The sequence below is a fragment of the Capnocytophaga sp. G1920 genome, from assembly GCF_051417515.1.
In genome coordinates this window covers 1-14,208 of the sequence record NZ_JBPRKH010000003.1, presented here as the reverse complement: position 1 = coordinate 14,208, position 14,208 = coordinate 1, and the positions used below count along the sequence as shown (strand labels likewise).

The following is a 14,208-nucleotide window of genomic DNA, read 5'->3' as shown; positions in this document are numbered from 1 at the left end:
TAAATTTGCGACGAAAAATAACTAATCAAACACAATTTTTCCTACGATTTTAGCACCTTCATACACGTTGAGCTCGTGAAGTTCGTCTAAGATATAAGCGGGGGCGTGACCGACAAGAAACCTCACTTGGCACAAAGCACTGTATTCACTCTCCTTCATAGGCTCTTCAAATTCAATAATAATGCTCCAATTTGGTTGAGGCAATTGCTTGATGTAAGTGGTGGCATAATAGACCTCACCGGTAGGAGGGTGTTGCCGTCCGCCTTCTTCTTTGGTAAGAAAATGAATGATACCTGTTTTTGATTTCTTCATAGTCAGAATACAATTTGGTTTAACAAAAGTACTTCTTTATTTACTAACCGGCAAATAAAATAACAAATAACGAATGACGAATGACAAATAGATATACCTTAACTATACACTAAACGAATTTAAGGTGGGTCTTCAGTGGCTCTACAGTGGCTCTACAGTGGCTCTACAGTGGGTCTACAGTGGGTCTACAGTGGGTCTACAAGGGTCACTAATGATACATTCACCGAACACTAGCTGAATATCAACGATTTCTTACCTTTGAGAATTGGCTTTTTCGGTAGAATGAAGGTTTTACCTACTAAAAAACAATTTTCTTTCTTTTATGAGGATATACCCCACGAGTAAGGCGAATAAGCCTGTTTGTATCAGTTTGCTATCGGGGTGGGTGGCGAAGATTTCGTTGGAAACATTGGCTACCAAATGGAACAATATGGCTACCAGCACGTTGCGTCCCGATTTGTAATACAGCCAGTTGATGATAAACACAAAGGCAAACAGACTTACAAAAAAGTTGGCTGTATAGAGCCACCCCTCAGCTTGTACATTGCTTTGGTAGTAGTCTTTTATGAAGAACAAGGGCAAATGCCACAACCCCCAATAGACGGTAAAGATGAGCGATGAGGTGAACAAGTTCCACCTACTGCGCAAGGCATCAGTGCCATAAGTATGCCAAGCCAATTCTTCGACCACTGGCGCCAAACAGAGCACAAACCAAGCTTTGAAAGGTGCTGAACTGAAACTGGGCTGTCCCGAAATGTAAAACTGGTCGAGACTATGCCCTAAATCAAGCGAAAGTAGCTGTGCCACGACAATGGAAAGGGGTGGAAATAAGAGAGTTATCCAAAAATAGCGGTTGGTGAGCAAATTTCTGCCAATAAAACGCGCTTTGAGGTCGGATAAGAGCTCCTTATTGCGTGCAAAGAGGTAGGTAGCCACGCCCATAGGAGCAAATAAGCCTGCCAATTCAAAAAAGCCTGTCCAAAAAGCATTAGGTGCTTTTGGCTGGTGGCTCCAATAAGCCACCACAAACCACAATACCCAAGGAATCACAAGGGAAAGGGTAAAAAACAAAATAGGGTGATTATACTTTTTCATTTTATTTAAGAGTTAAACTCAATTTATGAGAAAGCCCCCGTTCCCCCGAAGGGGGACAATCTGCAAAAGTGAGCATTTTTTAAAATAAAGACAATGTTTAGCCTCTCACAATAATCGCTTTCACGGCTTGCCTCCTCTCCTTCGGAGAGGGGGAACGGGGGTGAGGCCTTTACTTTCAAAATTCTATTTTATAACTGATATTAGGGATAACCAAAGTAGCTTTGCTGAGCTCTATTTGTCTGCTTTGGTCATAAATAGAATAGTACCCCTAAGTGTTTGGGTAATATCTTGTGCGTGTGCTACAAGCAGAAGCACTAAAAAAAGAACGATGCTCAAAAAGGTTTTCATTGCGTAATACGTTTAAAATTCTGGGGCAAAGGTATGGTGGAAAACAAGGTGCATCGCCCAAGCGTGAGGGAATGGACGTAATTGTAATGAACAATTGATAATTGACAATTGACAAATGGTAGTGACGCAAGGGGTTAGGGAAGTTTTGTTCGTGGGAAGAATTGTGCGGGGCGGACAGGTAGGAGGAAGTGAAAAGAGGGGGTAGCGTGAGAGTTTGGACGTGCTAAACTATGCTTCTCGCACCTAATTTACAAATTCACTCGGTGTTTTACCTGTAATCTTCTTGAAAACTTGGTTGAAAGAGGACTTAGAGTTAAAGCCCGCTTCATAGGCAAGCCCCAAAAGATTAAAATTCTTATCAATGTCTTTCTTTGCCAAGGTGATAAACTCTTCGACACGATAGCTGTTCACAAAGTCATAAAAATTCTTTTCTTCGTATTGGTTGATAATTTGTGAAAGGTGGTTAGGAAGTACACCTAACATTTCAGCTAATTGAGCTAAAGAGAGTTTAGGTTCGAGATAAGGTTTTTCGGTAGTCATTAGTGTGAGCAGCTGTTGGTGTAAGCTGGTTGCGTCCTCGGCTTTCAAACCGGATTTGCGGTATTCAGGAGTTTTGGAGAATGAAGAAGGTTCGATATTGTCTGACCTATGAGAATTGTCAGACAAGACTAAATTCTTTATAAAAGGCTTTTGTTTTTCAACACTAAAAATTCCCTGATGCCGTATGCCCCAGAAGCCAATAAGCCCTATAAGTAAGACAAAGAGTGCTAAGAAAATAAGTTCTATATTAACTCCTATCTCTATTTCTAAGAGAAATTGCACTATATATCCCACTATCATCACTGAGAAAATCAGCCCGAACCCGATGAGCAACAGTCGTAGCCATTGCAAACTAATACCTTCGTTATAGCCAAAATTATCGCCTATTACCCGCTCATACTGATTGATTTTCTGATAAGCCAATACAATATATACCACACTCACGGTCACAAAAGCTACAAACGAAGTTGTAAATAACCATTGATAGGGGCTATGGTAATCGGCTTGGTCTATCATTGCTTTTTCAGTCGCCGAATAGCCAAAAAGAAAAGGAAACATCACAACGTAGGTGAGCAAAAAAGGTAAAAAGTGCAAGCTATCGCGCCAATGAAAATGTTGGTCTTCACGTGAACACACCAATACGTACAAATATACAAAAGGAGCAAACAAAAGCGGAAAAGGGTGCGTCGCTCCTACTAAATGAGGATATTTCTCCCAATAGCCCAAATAATGCAGGTAGTAATTCAGCAGATAAATACCAATGCACACCAACCATATCCCCAATACCTTATCCGATAAGGCTTGAGGGCGTTTGGCAAAGAGCAATACAGAGAGGAAAAAGCAAAGGAAAATGCCGATAGTAAAGAGCGTATTCATTATTATCTTTGTTGTTATTAAAGGCGCAAATATAAAGATAATACAAGAAAACGCCAATAACTTTACTACTTAATGATAAATAAATGAAAAAATATAACAAATATAGTGAATAAGGCACCTAAAATGAATAAAAAAACGAGAGCTAAATAAAAGTGTTTTTCTATTTAGTTCTCGTTCTATAATGAGATTATAATGTGGAGTCGGAGAGAATCACATTAAGTACCAATAAATAACAAAAAAGTACAAAGATATTGATTTTAAACAGTTTATATAAAATAAAACACCAACAAAAACTAATAAAGACTAATAGAGAACACCGCTTTTAGTCCCTGATTTTAGTAGTAGGGACAAATGAACCTTATAATAGATTGAACTTTGCCATAGCATTAGCTTTTGTTTCATCAGCTACATCAATATAGGGTTTCATTGTTTTGTAATCACTATGTCCTGTCCATTTCATAACTACTTGAGGGGGTATACCTAAAGACAGTGCATTACAAATAAATGTACGTCTTCCTGCGTGAGTACTCAATAATGCATACTTAGGAATTACCTCATCAAAGCGTTTGCTTCCTATGTAATAAGTCTCTCGAATAGGTTCATCAATACCCGCTAATTGAGCTAATTCTTTTAAGTAGTCATTCATTCTTTGATTTGTGATAACAGGTAAAGCTCGTTCTTTTTTATCTTGGTAGTCTTTGTATTTATCTAGTATTTTTTTACTATGTTCATTCAATTCTATTGTCAAACTATCATTAGTTTTCACAGTAGTTATTTCTATGAATTTATCTTTTACATCACTCCTTTTCAAGTTTTCCACATCCGAATACCGTAACCCAGTAAAACATTGAAATAAGAATACATCACGTACTTTTTCAAGATAACTATTTTCTTTTGGAATTTCAAACTCTCTAAATTGTTTAAATTCTGAAGGAGTCAAGAAAATAATCTTCTTTTGTGTAGTCTTTAACTTAGGTTTGAAGTTTTCAAAGAAAATATTTGTATTATATCCTTTCTTATTACTCCAACGTAAAAACCATTTTACAAAAGATATATTTTTTAAAACAGAAGAATTTTTTTGCTTCAATTCTTCTTGTAAATAATTAAGATATTCTACTAATTTCTCTTCAGTGAATTTTTCAAAAGTAAGTTCAGGGTCAAAGTTAAATAAATGATTTTTTATAACGTGAAGTTTCTTTTTAGTAGCAACTGTCCATTGATTAAAAGCTCCCTCCTCAGCCATAAAATCATCATAATATTGAAAGAATGATTTTTCTAATACTACTTTCTTCTCCCTACCAATATTAGAATTAAAAACAGATTGAAATTGTTCTTTAGTAGGTACTATTTTCTGAACCTCAAAGTATTTAATTGTATCTTCGCAGGCTTGTTCAAATAGTTGTAGCTTTCTGTTGATAACACTAGCGGGAATTTTCTTCTTCCCGTGAGTAGTATTAGCTTTGCAGCGTTGCGTTTCATTACTCCATTTTTCTACCTCTATGCGATAACCTAAATTAAAGGCAACAATATTACCTTCCCACTTTATACGATAGCGGGTACGAGCATCAAGTTTGTCTTTTTCCTTATCTAATAGGAATTGAGAATGGTACTTTAAGTTCATTTTTGATTTTCTTTTATAGCTATCAAAATTGTTTTAGCTTTCCAACCATTTTCCGTTTTTATATATTGTATATTTCCTTCTATATTTAAAACCTCATCTTTGTATACAAGCCTAAAAAGACCTCCATTGGAATAGAAATCACCATTATTATCTATTACTTCTAGAAAACTATTTTTTGCACTATTAAGAAATGGCATAAGCTGAATATTTCCAGCCTTTAAAAATTGTATTTTCCCTATAAACTTTATAGAGTAATAGGGAATATCATTTTTCACTTTCTTAACTCCATCTTCTTTTTCAAACGAAGTTAGTTTAGCTTTTTCTTTACTTTCTTTAAAGATGGTTTTAGCCAAATCTTCTTGTGCTTTCTCTGTGCTAATTTGAGAATAAGCAATAACGTTTAGTAAAAATGCTAAAAATAAAAGTACTACATTTTTGAATTTCATTTTTGAGTATTTTTTAAAATTTCCAACAATGTACTCATTTGTTCTTGACTTGTTTTAAGTCGTTCGGTAAGTTCCTTATGTTGTTCTATTATTTTAGAAACATCTTCATTTGAAATAGAAATTGTTACATTTCCACCAGTGATATTATTACCGACGAAGCTATTTTTTGATTTGACATTAGAATTATCAATGACTACAGTCCCTTTTTTTAGCATTTCTCCTTCTCCTAATAACAACCACAAAGGTTCTATTTCAGGATAAGACTTTAATATTTTAACTAAATTATCAGTTCCCACGCTTTTATTTTTATCTAAAAATCCGTTAGAAAGCCCAACTTCTCTATAAAAAGCCAACTTACTAATTCCTTTATATTCAATAAATTGTAAAATTCTCTCCACCATAGCGAAAAATATTTTATTAGTTTTTTATCTAATTTTCTTTTGTATTTAGTTTTTAATCTATATATTTGCAGCCGAAATACAAATCTATTTAGGTTTAAAATGCAATTACTAAATAATTGGCAAATATATAAATAAAAAATGAAAGTAAGTAAAATTATCATCGAAAAAATTTTGAACGACAACAATTTTAGCATTGAGTTAGCTAAAAGGCTAGGTAACCAACAGCAATCAGTATTAGGATTGGCACGCAGAAACAGTCGTAATTTGACTCTTTGGGAAGCTGTTCTATTTTACAAAGAACAAGGCTTCACCGAAGAGCAAATCTTCCACGATTTTAGTTCTGAAAAACCTGTAATTGTAGGCAAAGAGCTAAGCAATTAAGGTTAGATTAAAAACAATAAACTATCCAAGAATCAATTGTGCAATAAATTTAGAAGTAAAGCTACTTTTAAAGGTCGTAATGTTTTTGTACAACAAGAGTATAGATATTGTTGGTGAAATTTACTTAGGTAAAATTCCGAATACAATGGTATCTCATCTTATTGATAGAGCACAAAGAGCCCGTGATCAATACAAAAATAATGAATTAGGATGGATTGATTTTATTCGGCATCTTGACAGAGAAAACTGTCAAACATTAGCTGAATATGTGTTTAACAAAAAAATAACACCTTTATGAAAATAACACATAACACAGAAGTAACAGTAAGAGAACAACTTATTGAAATACAATCAAAAATAGTAAATATATTAGCTTTTTTATCCTCTGACACAGAGGAAACAGAAACTATTGAAGTAAGTTCTTTTTCTAAAGATAAATCTTTAGAAAAGAAATACGTATATGGTTTAAAAGGTCTTGCATCCATATTGGGATGTTCTAAATCACACGCACAAAACATTAAAAATTCTGGAATATTAGATAAGGCTATTATTCAGAATGGGCGCAAAATAATAGTTGATGTCGAAATGGCTATAACTCTATTCCAAAAACGTTATGAATAACTTAGATCCCAATACACCTCTATTTAAGCTTACCTTACAAGAGTTAAAATCTGAACTTATAGTAGAAATTCAGAATCAATTCTCGACTCTATTCCCTAAGAAAAAATACGAGTATGGTATAAAAGGGTTAGCTAAAATATTAGGTTGTTCACGTGCAAAAGCAAGTAAAATTAAAAACTCAGGCATCATAGATGAGGCTATATTTCAGAATGGAAAAATAATTGTTATTGACATAGAAAAAGCCTTAGAACTCTTGAATAAGAATAAAGAATAGCAATGGAATATCTTGAACTAATAAAGAAATATTGGAGAATGAATGAGGAATTTCCTCAAAGCTATTCTATTACTTGTATGTATCTTTTTCTATTAGAAACTTGGGACAAAAACAATAAAGAAGATTTCGAAATATCGGATTATGATATTTCAAAAAAACTGATAATCACAAGAGTTTCCGTTAGAAAAAATAGAAAAAAACTTAGAGATTTAGGCCTTATCAACTATCAAATTAGTAAAGGGTTTCCTACGATATACAAAATCATATCTGACTATATTATTCGTAAAGGAAAAGAAGTTGTTTCTATCGCAGAAAAAGAAAAAACAGTAGATAAGAAATCTATAGCCCCTGCTATTCCTGTTATACCTTTGGTTCAAGAACCTATACCAGTAGCCTCTCCTTCTTTGAAATCTAAGGAAAAACAAACTCCTATGATACCTTTTAACATTCCTTCTTTTGAAGAATTTATGAACTTTGCTAAAACTTTAGATATTTATGAAGAAGGGTTAGATGTACACTTAAAAATAAAATATGAAACTTGGAAAGATGATGGCTGGGTAAGTGGGTATAACAAACCTATTGTAAATTGGAAGCAGACTCTTAAAAACACTATGCCTTATCTAAGGTCAAACAATAAAAATATCTTTAATGTTCCAAAAATAAACAGACCTAAATCTACTTACAATGAATGAAAACATCGATATAGATATAGAGAAATACGTGCTAGGTAATCTTGTGAGTGAGTCCCAACTCATTGCACAATACTATAATATGCTGAGTGTTTATCTTTTTTCTGCACCACAACATCAAGCTATTTACGAAACTATTGTGCGAGTTTGGAAACAATACGGCACTGTAGATTTGATACTATTAGGAAAAGAATTTGAGAAGAAGAAACTAAATTCATACACTGTTTACTGTATTGATTTGGCTAATTTTGCGATTTCATCTGCTAATATAGAGTACCATATAATGCTTTTGGTACAAGAATCTGTAAAACGGGATTTTATCAATAAATTCTCCCTACTTCTCAGTATGGCTCAAAAGAAAGATAATGATATATTCGACATACGAGATAAGGCTTTTGAATGCTTTAATAACCTTTTTATTGATAAGTTTATTGAAAATAACCGTCAAACGCGTGAGTTCCCTGAATTAGTAGAGGCAGTGCAAAAGAATTTTGAGAGTATTCATCAAGGGAAGCTCACAGGATTACAAAGTTCTCTAACTATTATCAATAAAGTATTTGGAGGTTGGCAGAAATCTAATCTTACCATTGTTGCAGGTCGCCCTGGTATGGGGAAAACTACTTTTTTAGTACAACAAATTGTAGATATGGTAGCTCAAGGATATTCGGTAGGGGTATTTTCGTTGGAAATGTCGGCAGAACAGATTGCCTCTAAAATTATTACTAATTATACTGATATTCCTAATTCTTCCATTCTTCGCAAAGGACTTAAAGACGAGGAAGTGTATCGCTATATCTCTCTGAAAGACAATCTTACCCAAATGAAAATACATATAGATGACACTTCGTCTATTTCAATTGAAAATCTTAAAATGAAGGCAAAATCAATGGCTCTTCGCTATCATATCAATATATTGTTTGTTGATTATCTACAGCTTATTACCTATCCCAAATCTGGTAATAGAGAGCAGGAGATTTCCTTTATTTCTCGCAGTTTGAAAGGACTTGCAAAAGAACTCGATATCCCTGTGATTGCTCTTTCTCAGCTGTCACGAAATGTAGAGCAGCGCACAGACAAGCGTCCTTTTCTTTCTGACTTAAGAGACTCTGGCGCTATTGAACAAGATGCCGATGAAGTGGTATTCCTCTATCGCCCTGAATATTACGGTATTGACCATTGGGATAAGGAATACAATAATGAAAGTACTAAAAATGAGGTAGAAATTATCATTTCCAAGAACCGACACGGGGGCATTCTCTCTGAGCGTTGTGTTGTGAGTATGGCTACTTCAAAGTTTAGAGATTTAAAAAAGAAAATTAACCTAATGTAGAACATTTTAATACGATGAAAGTAGTAGCGCAAAGAGTGAGATACTTTTTTTGTGTAATGGCAAACAAATTAGTTTTATTCTCTGTTATATTCTTCGAAAGGGGTATTGTTTAAATTATCCACCTTCTGTTCCTCACCATTCTTATCTACCCATATTTTTTTAACAGCTAATATGTTATTCGTTTCTGGGTCAATAGCAAAAGTAGTATACCTAAATAATACAGGTATTGAGGAATAGTTTTCTTTTATTGTAAAAGTATTGTTCTCAAAAGTAATCCCCATAAAACCCTTTGCTTCAGTATCAGAACCAGCGTTAGATTCTTTATAGGCACTATATAACAACACATCGTTTATAAACTCTTTAAAAGTGCCTTTTTCACTAAGCCTTATTCTTGTTACAAAATAAGATCCTCTATTTAAATTGTTTTTAGGTTGGTAGATGAGTATGGAGTCGTCTATGCCATCACCATTTAAATCTTTTTTCTTTGAATAGACAATTTTATCTATGCTATTATCTCCAAATACTAAATCTCGCCATTTACCTCCTCTTTTAACAAATACATCAGCAAGAGAATACCTATCTGTTCTATCAGAATCACTTAAATCGGCATTTGCTTTGATGAGTAGTTTAGCCATTTCGTAGTTGTTCTTTTCATAAGCTATCAACAGAGGTGATTCCCAAAAATAGTCTTGTGGATAAGGTAGCGGTACACTTTCGGGGGAAGCTCCTTTTTGTAATAAATAACTTACTACTGGTAGGCTGTTGGATTTACAAGCTATGATAAGAGGGCTTGATTGAAGAATATATTTACTTCCTGGTACGTAATAATCACCTTCTCCAAGTTTTGATCGTCCAAAAACATCTTCAAAAATATATTTTACCAAGGGCAAGTTGCCACTTTCAAGGGCTACTAGAAAAGAATCGAATTTCTCCTCTCCTTTTTGTTTTGCTGAATATTTATCAGCACCTTTGGCAAGAAGTGTTTTCACGGCTTCTAAATCACCTTTTTTGCAAGCTAACCCCAATTGAGTGTATTGAAAACCATCTTCATTAAAGCAAAAATCATCGATATTAGAAGTATCTTCTTCCACAGTTTCAGTAACTGTAGTGGTGGCTACACTATTGTCATACAGAACTTGCTGTTGTTGGCAAGTACTTAACAACAGAAATGAGTATAATATGAGAAAAGTTGTTTTCATTTCAAAAGTCAAAAATTAGAATAATTTTAGTGTTTTAGGGTCATAATTTTCAAAAGAGACTTTTCCATTTTTTTTTTGTAAATAGATTGAATCATAATACTCATTGTCATATCCATCATCAGAAATATTCGAATATTCTAATTTGTAAAGAAAAATATTATTCGTTTTACTATCTACAAAAAAAGTAGTATATTTTAATAGGTCTGAGGATACATTTTCTTCTATAGTGAAAAAATGCCCTTTAAAAGAGATATTTCTAAATCCTTCCTCACTTGTAATGTTGTTACTAAGCATCTTAGTATTAAAAAATAGCTTTTCTCTATCTTTATCACTTAAAACTATTTTTATTGTTGCAAAAAGATCATTTTCTGGATTATAAACAATAATTCCATCCTCAATGCCATCTTTGTTTATATCTACCTTTTTTGAAAAAATAATATCATTATTTTTAGAATGAGGGATTATAGTACGTGTATATTCCCAAACTTTTTTAAAATCTGGAATATTATAGTATTCTTTTTTCTTAAACTCTTCTTCATAAATATCTCCACTGCTTTCTGTTTCTAATATGTAAAAATACTTAAATCCCATATCTATAGGTTTCCCTATCTTCTCAGCATAATAACACAATTTTCCTAATATCTCAGCCTTTTGCGAAAAAGGTAAATTTTTATCATTTACAAGAAAATGAATATATGAAGATATTGCTTTTAAATATTCTTTTTGTTTTTCTATAGGAGATTGCTTAATAATGTCTATCATTTGATTGTGGAAAAACAACTTTCCATCACAGCCTTGGTACCAAAAAACTTTCCCAAATTGTGATATCTCTCCCCGTAATTGTTTTTCTAAAACATATTTATTTAACTCTTTATCCTCTACATAACCAAATGTCAAGACCAATGAAGTTAAGAAGAACTCATCGTTAAGACAAAGCCAGCGAAAACTTGAGCGATTATCATTAAATAGATATTTATTACGATGTACTAACTTGTCTATATTTTCCTTGCGTTGCTTTGAATTGACAATATCTTTCCAGTAATAGATTTTTAAATCCTTATCTTTTCTATTCTGTATTACAGAATCTTCAAACTTTACAAATTGGGGATATTTTGAATAATCAAACAATTCAGGAACACTATATAAATCTGAAATAAATAAACCTCTTTTGAAAATATAAGTGCTGTATAAGCCAGAGTCTTCATTCCTTAAAAACATAAGCTCTTTCGAACATTTATCAGAGAAATTAATTAATAAGAAATTTTTATCTGATGTATAATTGATAATTCTTCCAAAGATATTGTTTATTTTTGAGGCAAATTCTTCCTCTGTAGGCTTAATATATCCTTTTTTTTCTAACTCTTTGTCTATTATTTCTTCAATAGCTTCCAAATCACTTAAAGAATATTCATATATAGGATAGTCTGTTTCGTACATTTCTCCCATAGCTCCTGTTTTTAATTGATTTTTTAGAGTACTGAGAAAAATCTTATTTTCAAAATTCCCCTCTGTCATCTCATCAGAAGGTGCTTGAGAATTACATTTCCCAAATAATAAAAAAATCAAAATTAGTATGCCCTTCATATTTTTTTAGTTACTTCTTGTTGTTGATTCATCATCTATATCAGCTTCATCAGCCATTATTTTCAAATTATATTCTTCCTTTGTAGGTTCATAACTTGGTGGAATAACAAACCAATCTATTTCAGATTTCTCAAATTTTGAAATTTTTACCATTCTTGCACCTTCTACTCCTCCTTGATTACCTCCTAAACAGTAGTAATATTTTCCATCAGAACTCTCTCCCACAACAAATGTTATATGACCTCTTCCTCCAATATGACTACCATTTGATTCTGCTAGATCATTTTCTCCCCAATCAATAACAGCTGCCGCTCCATATATAGGTCTGTCTAATTGCTTCCAAAATTGCCACATCGCAGCCCTACACGATAGAGGAGGTGGAGTATATCCTGCTTGAGCAAAAACCCAACTTGCAAAAGCTCCGCACCAATCATTTTGTTCATCCCAACCTTTACCGTTTGAGGAAGCATTAAAATAATCATTAATTCGAGGATTATTCTCTTTACCTGCAATAGCTTTTTGTCCAATTTCAGAAATTGCAAAAGGCATCCACGGTGCCTTCCCTTTACTATGCCCCCATAAGCACTCATTTGTTTTAAAAGTTTTAGAACTTTTGTTTTTAAAGAAAATTGTTTTTTCTTCATGGTTTTTACTTTTACCAAATTTGGTATTTTTCCCTATTAGTTTACACACTTCTTTAATTTGTTGATCACTACTAGCCCAATTAGCTTTTCTATTGGCTTCTTTAGCTGCAAAATATCCCATAGATGTGAGAACTGCTAACTCTCTATTTTCACGAACTTGATCTGCTCCACTATCTGTTAAAATACTTTTTCCCCATAGTTTTTCAATTTTGTTATTTACCATTTTAAAGTTATCTTTAAAAGTTAGTTGTATCAAACCACTTCCTCTAAATCGCCAACCATCTCCAGAGGCTTCATTTCCATTGCCATACCTATTAGCGTATACAAAATTAGCAATATTTTGATCTCGAGGATTGCTTTTAATTAATTCGCTTGCTTTTTGGGATAACTCTTTACTTTTGAAAACACGGTTTTTTTTATCACGAAATTCTGCTTTTGGGTCTACAAGTGGAACAAATTCATTATTAACCATTTTCCCTTTAAAAAATCTACTTGGGAAGACTTCATACAAACGTTTTTCTGTATAATCCTTCATATTTTCCCCAGATTTTATATGCAATTTAAATCCTGTTTCTATTGCTGCTTGGGCAAAGAAGTGTGCTTTATTCCAACAAGTATCCATTTGTAGCTCTTTCATATATTTTGTATAAGTATCGGCTACAGTTTTTAATGTATCTTCTTCTACATCTGGGAAAAGCTCTCTTAGTTGTGCTACAGTAACGGGTGCTGTACATCTCGGGCAAGAATGTCCTTCTTCCTCTAGTTCAACTCTTTCAACTTTTCCTATGCCTAAGAGCCCACCAACTTTCACAGTGGCTTTATTTTCTGCTAATTTAGTTAGCTGAGGATAAGAATGTAATATTAGAGAATACCTTTCTTTTATAAAAGCTCCTTTTTCGTTACCTTCTTTCCCTTTAATCTTAAATACAGCAATTATATATCCTTTAATCCATTTGTATTTAGAAGTATCTAACTCTACTAAAAGCTCTCCTTTATCATTTATTTTTCCTTTAGCGGAATGGAATGGTTCCCCTTTTATGTTATGGGTCTTAATTTCACTCCAAGGTTTCCAAGTTAGTTCATTCTGCGTTGTATTTTTAGAATAATGAAATTTATCTCTTGTAAAAAACAATACTTCAACTTCTCTGTTTTTCATATTAGTTGCATATATCTTTAAATGTGCAACTTTTCCAGATTCTATAAATTTTCGTTTTTCAGTATCATCTGAATTACAGAAATAGGCTTCTACTATATCTCCTTTATTTGTAATTGTAAGGAGATTATTTTCAAATTCTTCATTTAAAGATTCTTTAAGGAGTTTATTATCAATAGGTTTTACTTTGAAAAATATTTGGAAATCCTTTCTATTTCTGTCTTCCTCCTTCTTCTCTTCCTCTGTTTTTCCTTTAAACACTTTTTTTACTGAGTAATGGAAAGTAAATTCTTTACTACCTACAGGAACTGTTATTTTTTCGGAGGTAAAAATGGGGTTCTTTTTATCTTTAGCATCATATACTTCTACAACAACTTCTTCTCCATCTAACCCTAAATGTTTTATATAAGCATACATTTCTTGGTCATATCCTGCTGTTGCTAAGATATTACCACTGCTTCCATCTTTGTCTATCCAATGAGGTGAAGAAATTGTAGGACGGACAATATTAATTTTTTTCTTTATTGTTTTTTTATTAATACTACAAATAACTTCAAATTCACCTTCAGCTAAAGGTGTAATTTTCATTGTTCTTGGATCTTTTGGGGAGCCGAGCCCCATTCCTTTTATTTGGAAATGTTTCTCAAAAGGTTTATGCTCAATACCATTTTCATCTATATAGCTAAAAGGAATA

13 protein-coding genes and 1 pseudogene are annotated in these 14,208 nt (G+C 33.0%); 5 read left to right on the top strand and 9 right to left on the bottom strand.

Translation table 11 applies throughout. The annotated features are described in order from the left end of the window. Positions 1–21: 21 nt before the first annotated feature. From ACSQ7D_RS02910 to ACSQ7D_RS02885, 6 genes are all read right to left on the bottom strand, one after another. Entirely contained in the window at positions 22–312 is a 291-nt protein-coding gene (locus ACSQ7D_RS02910; RefSeq protein ID WP_437135301.1) for a hypothetical protein, read from the bottom strand. Between the two features lie 291 nt (positions 313–603). Next, positions 604–1,407 (bottom strand): CPBP family intramembrane glutamic endopeptidase, encoded by an 804-nt coding sequence (locus tag ACSQ7D_RS02905; RefSeq protein WP_264853543.1) that lies wholly within the window; start codon positions 1,405–1,407, stop codon positions 604–606. A 591-nt stretch (positions 1,408–1,998) separates the two neighbouring features. After that, a complete protein-coding gene (locus ACSQ7D_RS02900; RefSeq protein ID WP_264860901.1) occupies positions 1,999–3,171 on the bottom strand; it encodes a helix-turn-helix domain-containing protein in 1,173 nt (390 codons plus the stop codon). A gap of 358 nt (positions 3,172–3,529) precedes the next feature. Further along, on the bottom strand, positions 3,530–4,792 hold the full coding sequence (locus tag ACSQ7D_RS02895) for a site-specific integrase (protein ID WP_009411198.1): 1,263 nt from the start codon (positions 4,790–4,792) through the stop codon (positions 3,530–3,532). Then, positions 4,789–5,238: a hypothetical protein gene (locus ACSQ7D_RS02890; RefSeq protein WP_016479749.1), complete on the bottom strand. Its 450-nt coding sequence runs from the start codon at positions 5,236–5,238 to the stop codon at positions 4,789–4,791. Before ACSQ7D_RS02890 ends, ACSQ7D_RS02895 begins: the two co-directional genes overlap by 4 nt. Continuing rightward, the gene (locus tag ACSQ7D_RS02885) at positions 5,235–5,639 is read right to left on the bottom strand and encodes a hypothetical protein (protein WP_009411196.1); all 405 of its coding nucleotides are present in this window, start codon (positions 5,637–5,639) and stop codon (positions 5,235–5,237) included. Before ACSQ7D_RS02885 ends, ACSQ7D_RS02890 begins: the two co-directional genes overlap by 4 nt. A gap of 138 nt (positions 5,640–5,777) precedes the next feature. Here ACSQ7D_RS02885 and ACSQ7D_RS02880 point away from each other — a divergent pair, with 138 nt between their 5' ends. The 5 genes from ACSQ7D_RS02880 (at position 5,778) to ACSQ7D_RS02860 (ending at position 8,934) form a co-directional block, all read left to right on the top strand. After that, complete coding sequence (locus ACSQ7D_RS02880) at positions 5,778–6,020, top strand: hypothetical protein (RefSeq protein WP_009751022.1); 243 nt, start codon at positions 5,778–5,780, stop codon at positions 6,018–6,020. Positions 6,021–6,314: 294 nt separating this feature from the next. Next, on the top strand, positions 6,315–6,641 hold the full coding sequence (locus ACSQ7D_RS02875; RefSeq protein WP_016479750.1) for a DUF3853 family protein: 327 nt from the start codon (positions 6,315–6,317) through the stop codon (positions 6,639–6,641). Beyond that, the gene (locus ACSQ7D_RS02870) at positions 6,634–6,915 is read left to right on the top strand and encodes a DUF3853 family protein (protein WP_016479751.1); all 282 of its coding nucleotides are present in this window, start codon (positions 6,634–6,636) and stop codon (positions 6,913–6,915) included. The genes ACSQ7D_RS02875 and ACSQ7D_RS02870 overlap by 8 nt, the downstream gene beginning before the upstream one ends. A 2-nt stretch (positions 6,916–6,917) precedes the next feature. Beyond that, positions 6,918–7,607 carry a transcriptional regulator gene (locus tag ACSQ7D_RS02865; protein ID WP_278589544.1) on the top strand — a complete coding sequence of 230 codons (690 nt, stop codon included), beginning with the start codon at positions 6,918–6,920 and terminating at the stop codon, positions 7,605–7,607. Then, complete coding sequence (locus ACSQ7D_RS02860) at positions 7,600–8,934, top strand: replicative DNA helicase (RefSeq protein ID WP_278589545.1); 1,335 nt, start codon at positions 7,600–7,602, stop codon at positions 8,932–8,934. Before ACSQ7D_RS02865 ends, ACSQ7D_RS02860 begins: the two co-directional genes overlap by 8 nt. A gap of 74 nt (positions 8,935–9,008) precedes the next feature. Here the strand turns inward: ACSQ7D_RS02860 and ACSQ7D_RS02855 are convergent, their stop codons facing one another. From ACSQ7D_RS02855 to ACSQ7D_RS02845, 3 genes and pseudogenes are all read right to left on the bottom strand, one after another. Then, complete coding sequence (locus tag ACSQ7D_RS02855) at positions 9,009–10,133, bottom strand: ankyrin repeat domain-containing protein (RefSeq protein ID WP_016479754.1); 1,125 nt, start codon at positions 10,131–10,133, stop codon at positions 9,009–9,011. 15 nt (positions 10,134–10,148) lie between these two features. Continuing rightward, complete coding sequence (locus ACSQ7D_RS02850) at positions 10,149–11,717, bottom strand: hypothetical protein (protein WP_437135300.1); 1,569 nt, start codon at positions 11,715–11,717, stop codon at positions 10,149–10,151. A gap of 6 nt (positions 11,718–11,723) precedes the next feature. Beyond that, positions 11,724–14,208: pseudogene (locus ACSQ7D_RS02845) on the bottom strand (hypothetical protein); the annotation flags it as partial.

What these genes read in the sequence shown, in the direction of transcription:
- ACSQ7D_RS02865 (WP_278589544.1), top strand. Translation starts at nt 6,918, where the DNA reads ATGGAATATCTTGAACTAATAAAGAAATATTGGAGAATGAATGAGGAA.
- ACSQ7D_RS02905 (WP_264853543.1), bottom strand. Translation starts at nt 1,407, where the DNA reads ATGAAAAAGTATAATCACCCTATTTTGTTTTTTACCCTTTCCCTTGTG.
- ACSQ7D_RS02875 (WP_016479750.1), top strand. Translation starts at nt 6,315, where the DNA reads ATGAAAATAACACATAACACAGAAGTAACAGTAAGAGAACAACTTATT.
- ACSQ7D_RS02880 (WP_009751022.1), top strand. Translation starts at nt 5,778, where the DNA reads ATGAAAGTAAGTAAAATTATCATCGAAAAAATTTTGAACGACAACAAT.
- ACSQ7D_RS02890 (WP_016479749.1), bottom strand. Translation starts at nt 5,238, where the DNA reads ATGAAATTCAAAAATGTAGTACTTTTATTTTTAGCATTTTTACTAAAC.
- ACSQ7D_RS02850 (WP_437135300.1), bottom strand. Translation starts at nt 11,717, where the DNA reads ATGAAGGGCATACTAATTTTGATTTTTTTATTATTTGGGAAATGTAAT.
- ACSQ7D_RS02910 (WP_437135301.1), bottom strand. Translation starts at nt 312, where the DNA reads ATGAAGAAATCAAAAACAGGTATCATTCATTTTCTTACCAAAGAAGAA.
- ACSQ7D_RS02855 (WP_016479754.1), bottom strand. Translation starts at nt 10,133, where the DNA reads ATGAAAACAACTTTTCTCATATTATACTCATTTCTGTTGTTAAGTACT.
- ACSQ7D_RS02870 (WP_016479751.1), top strand. Translation starts at nt 6,634, where the DNA reads ATGAATAACTTAGATCCCAATACACCTCTATTTAAGCTTACCTTACAA.
- ACSQ7D_RS02895 (WP_009411198.1), bottom strand. Translation starts at nt 4,792, where the DNA reads ATGAACTTAAAGTACCATTCTCAATTCCTATTAGATAAGGAAAAAGAC.
- ACSQ7D_RS02900 (WP_264860901.1), bottom strand. Translation starts at nt 3,171, where the DNA reads ATGAATACGCTCTTTACTATCGGCATTTTCCTTTGCTTTTTCCTCTCT.
- ACSQ7D_RS02860 (WP_278589545.1), top strand. Translation starts at nt 7,600, where the DNA reads ATGAATGAAAACATCGATATAGATATAGAGAAATACGTGCTAGGTAAT.
- ACSQ7D_RS02885 (WP_009411196.1), bottom strand. Translation starts at nt 5,639, where the DNA reads ATGGTGGAGAGAATTTTACAATTTATTGAATATAAAGGAATTAGTAAG.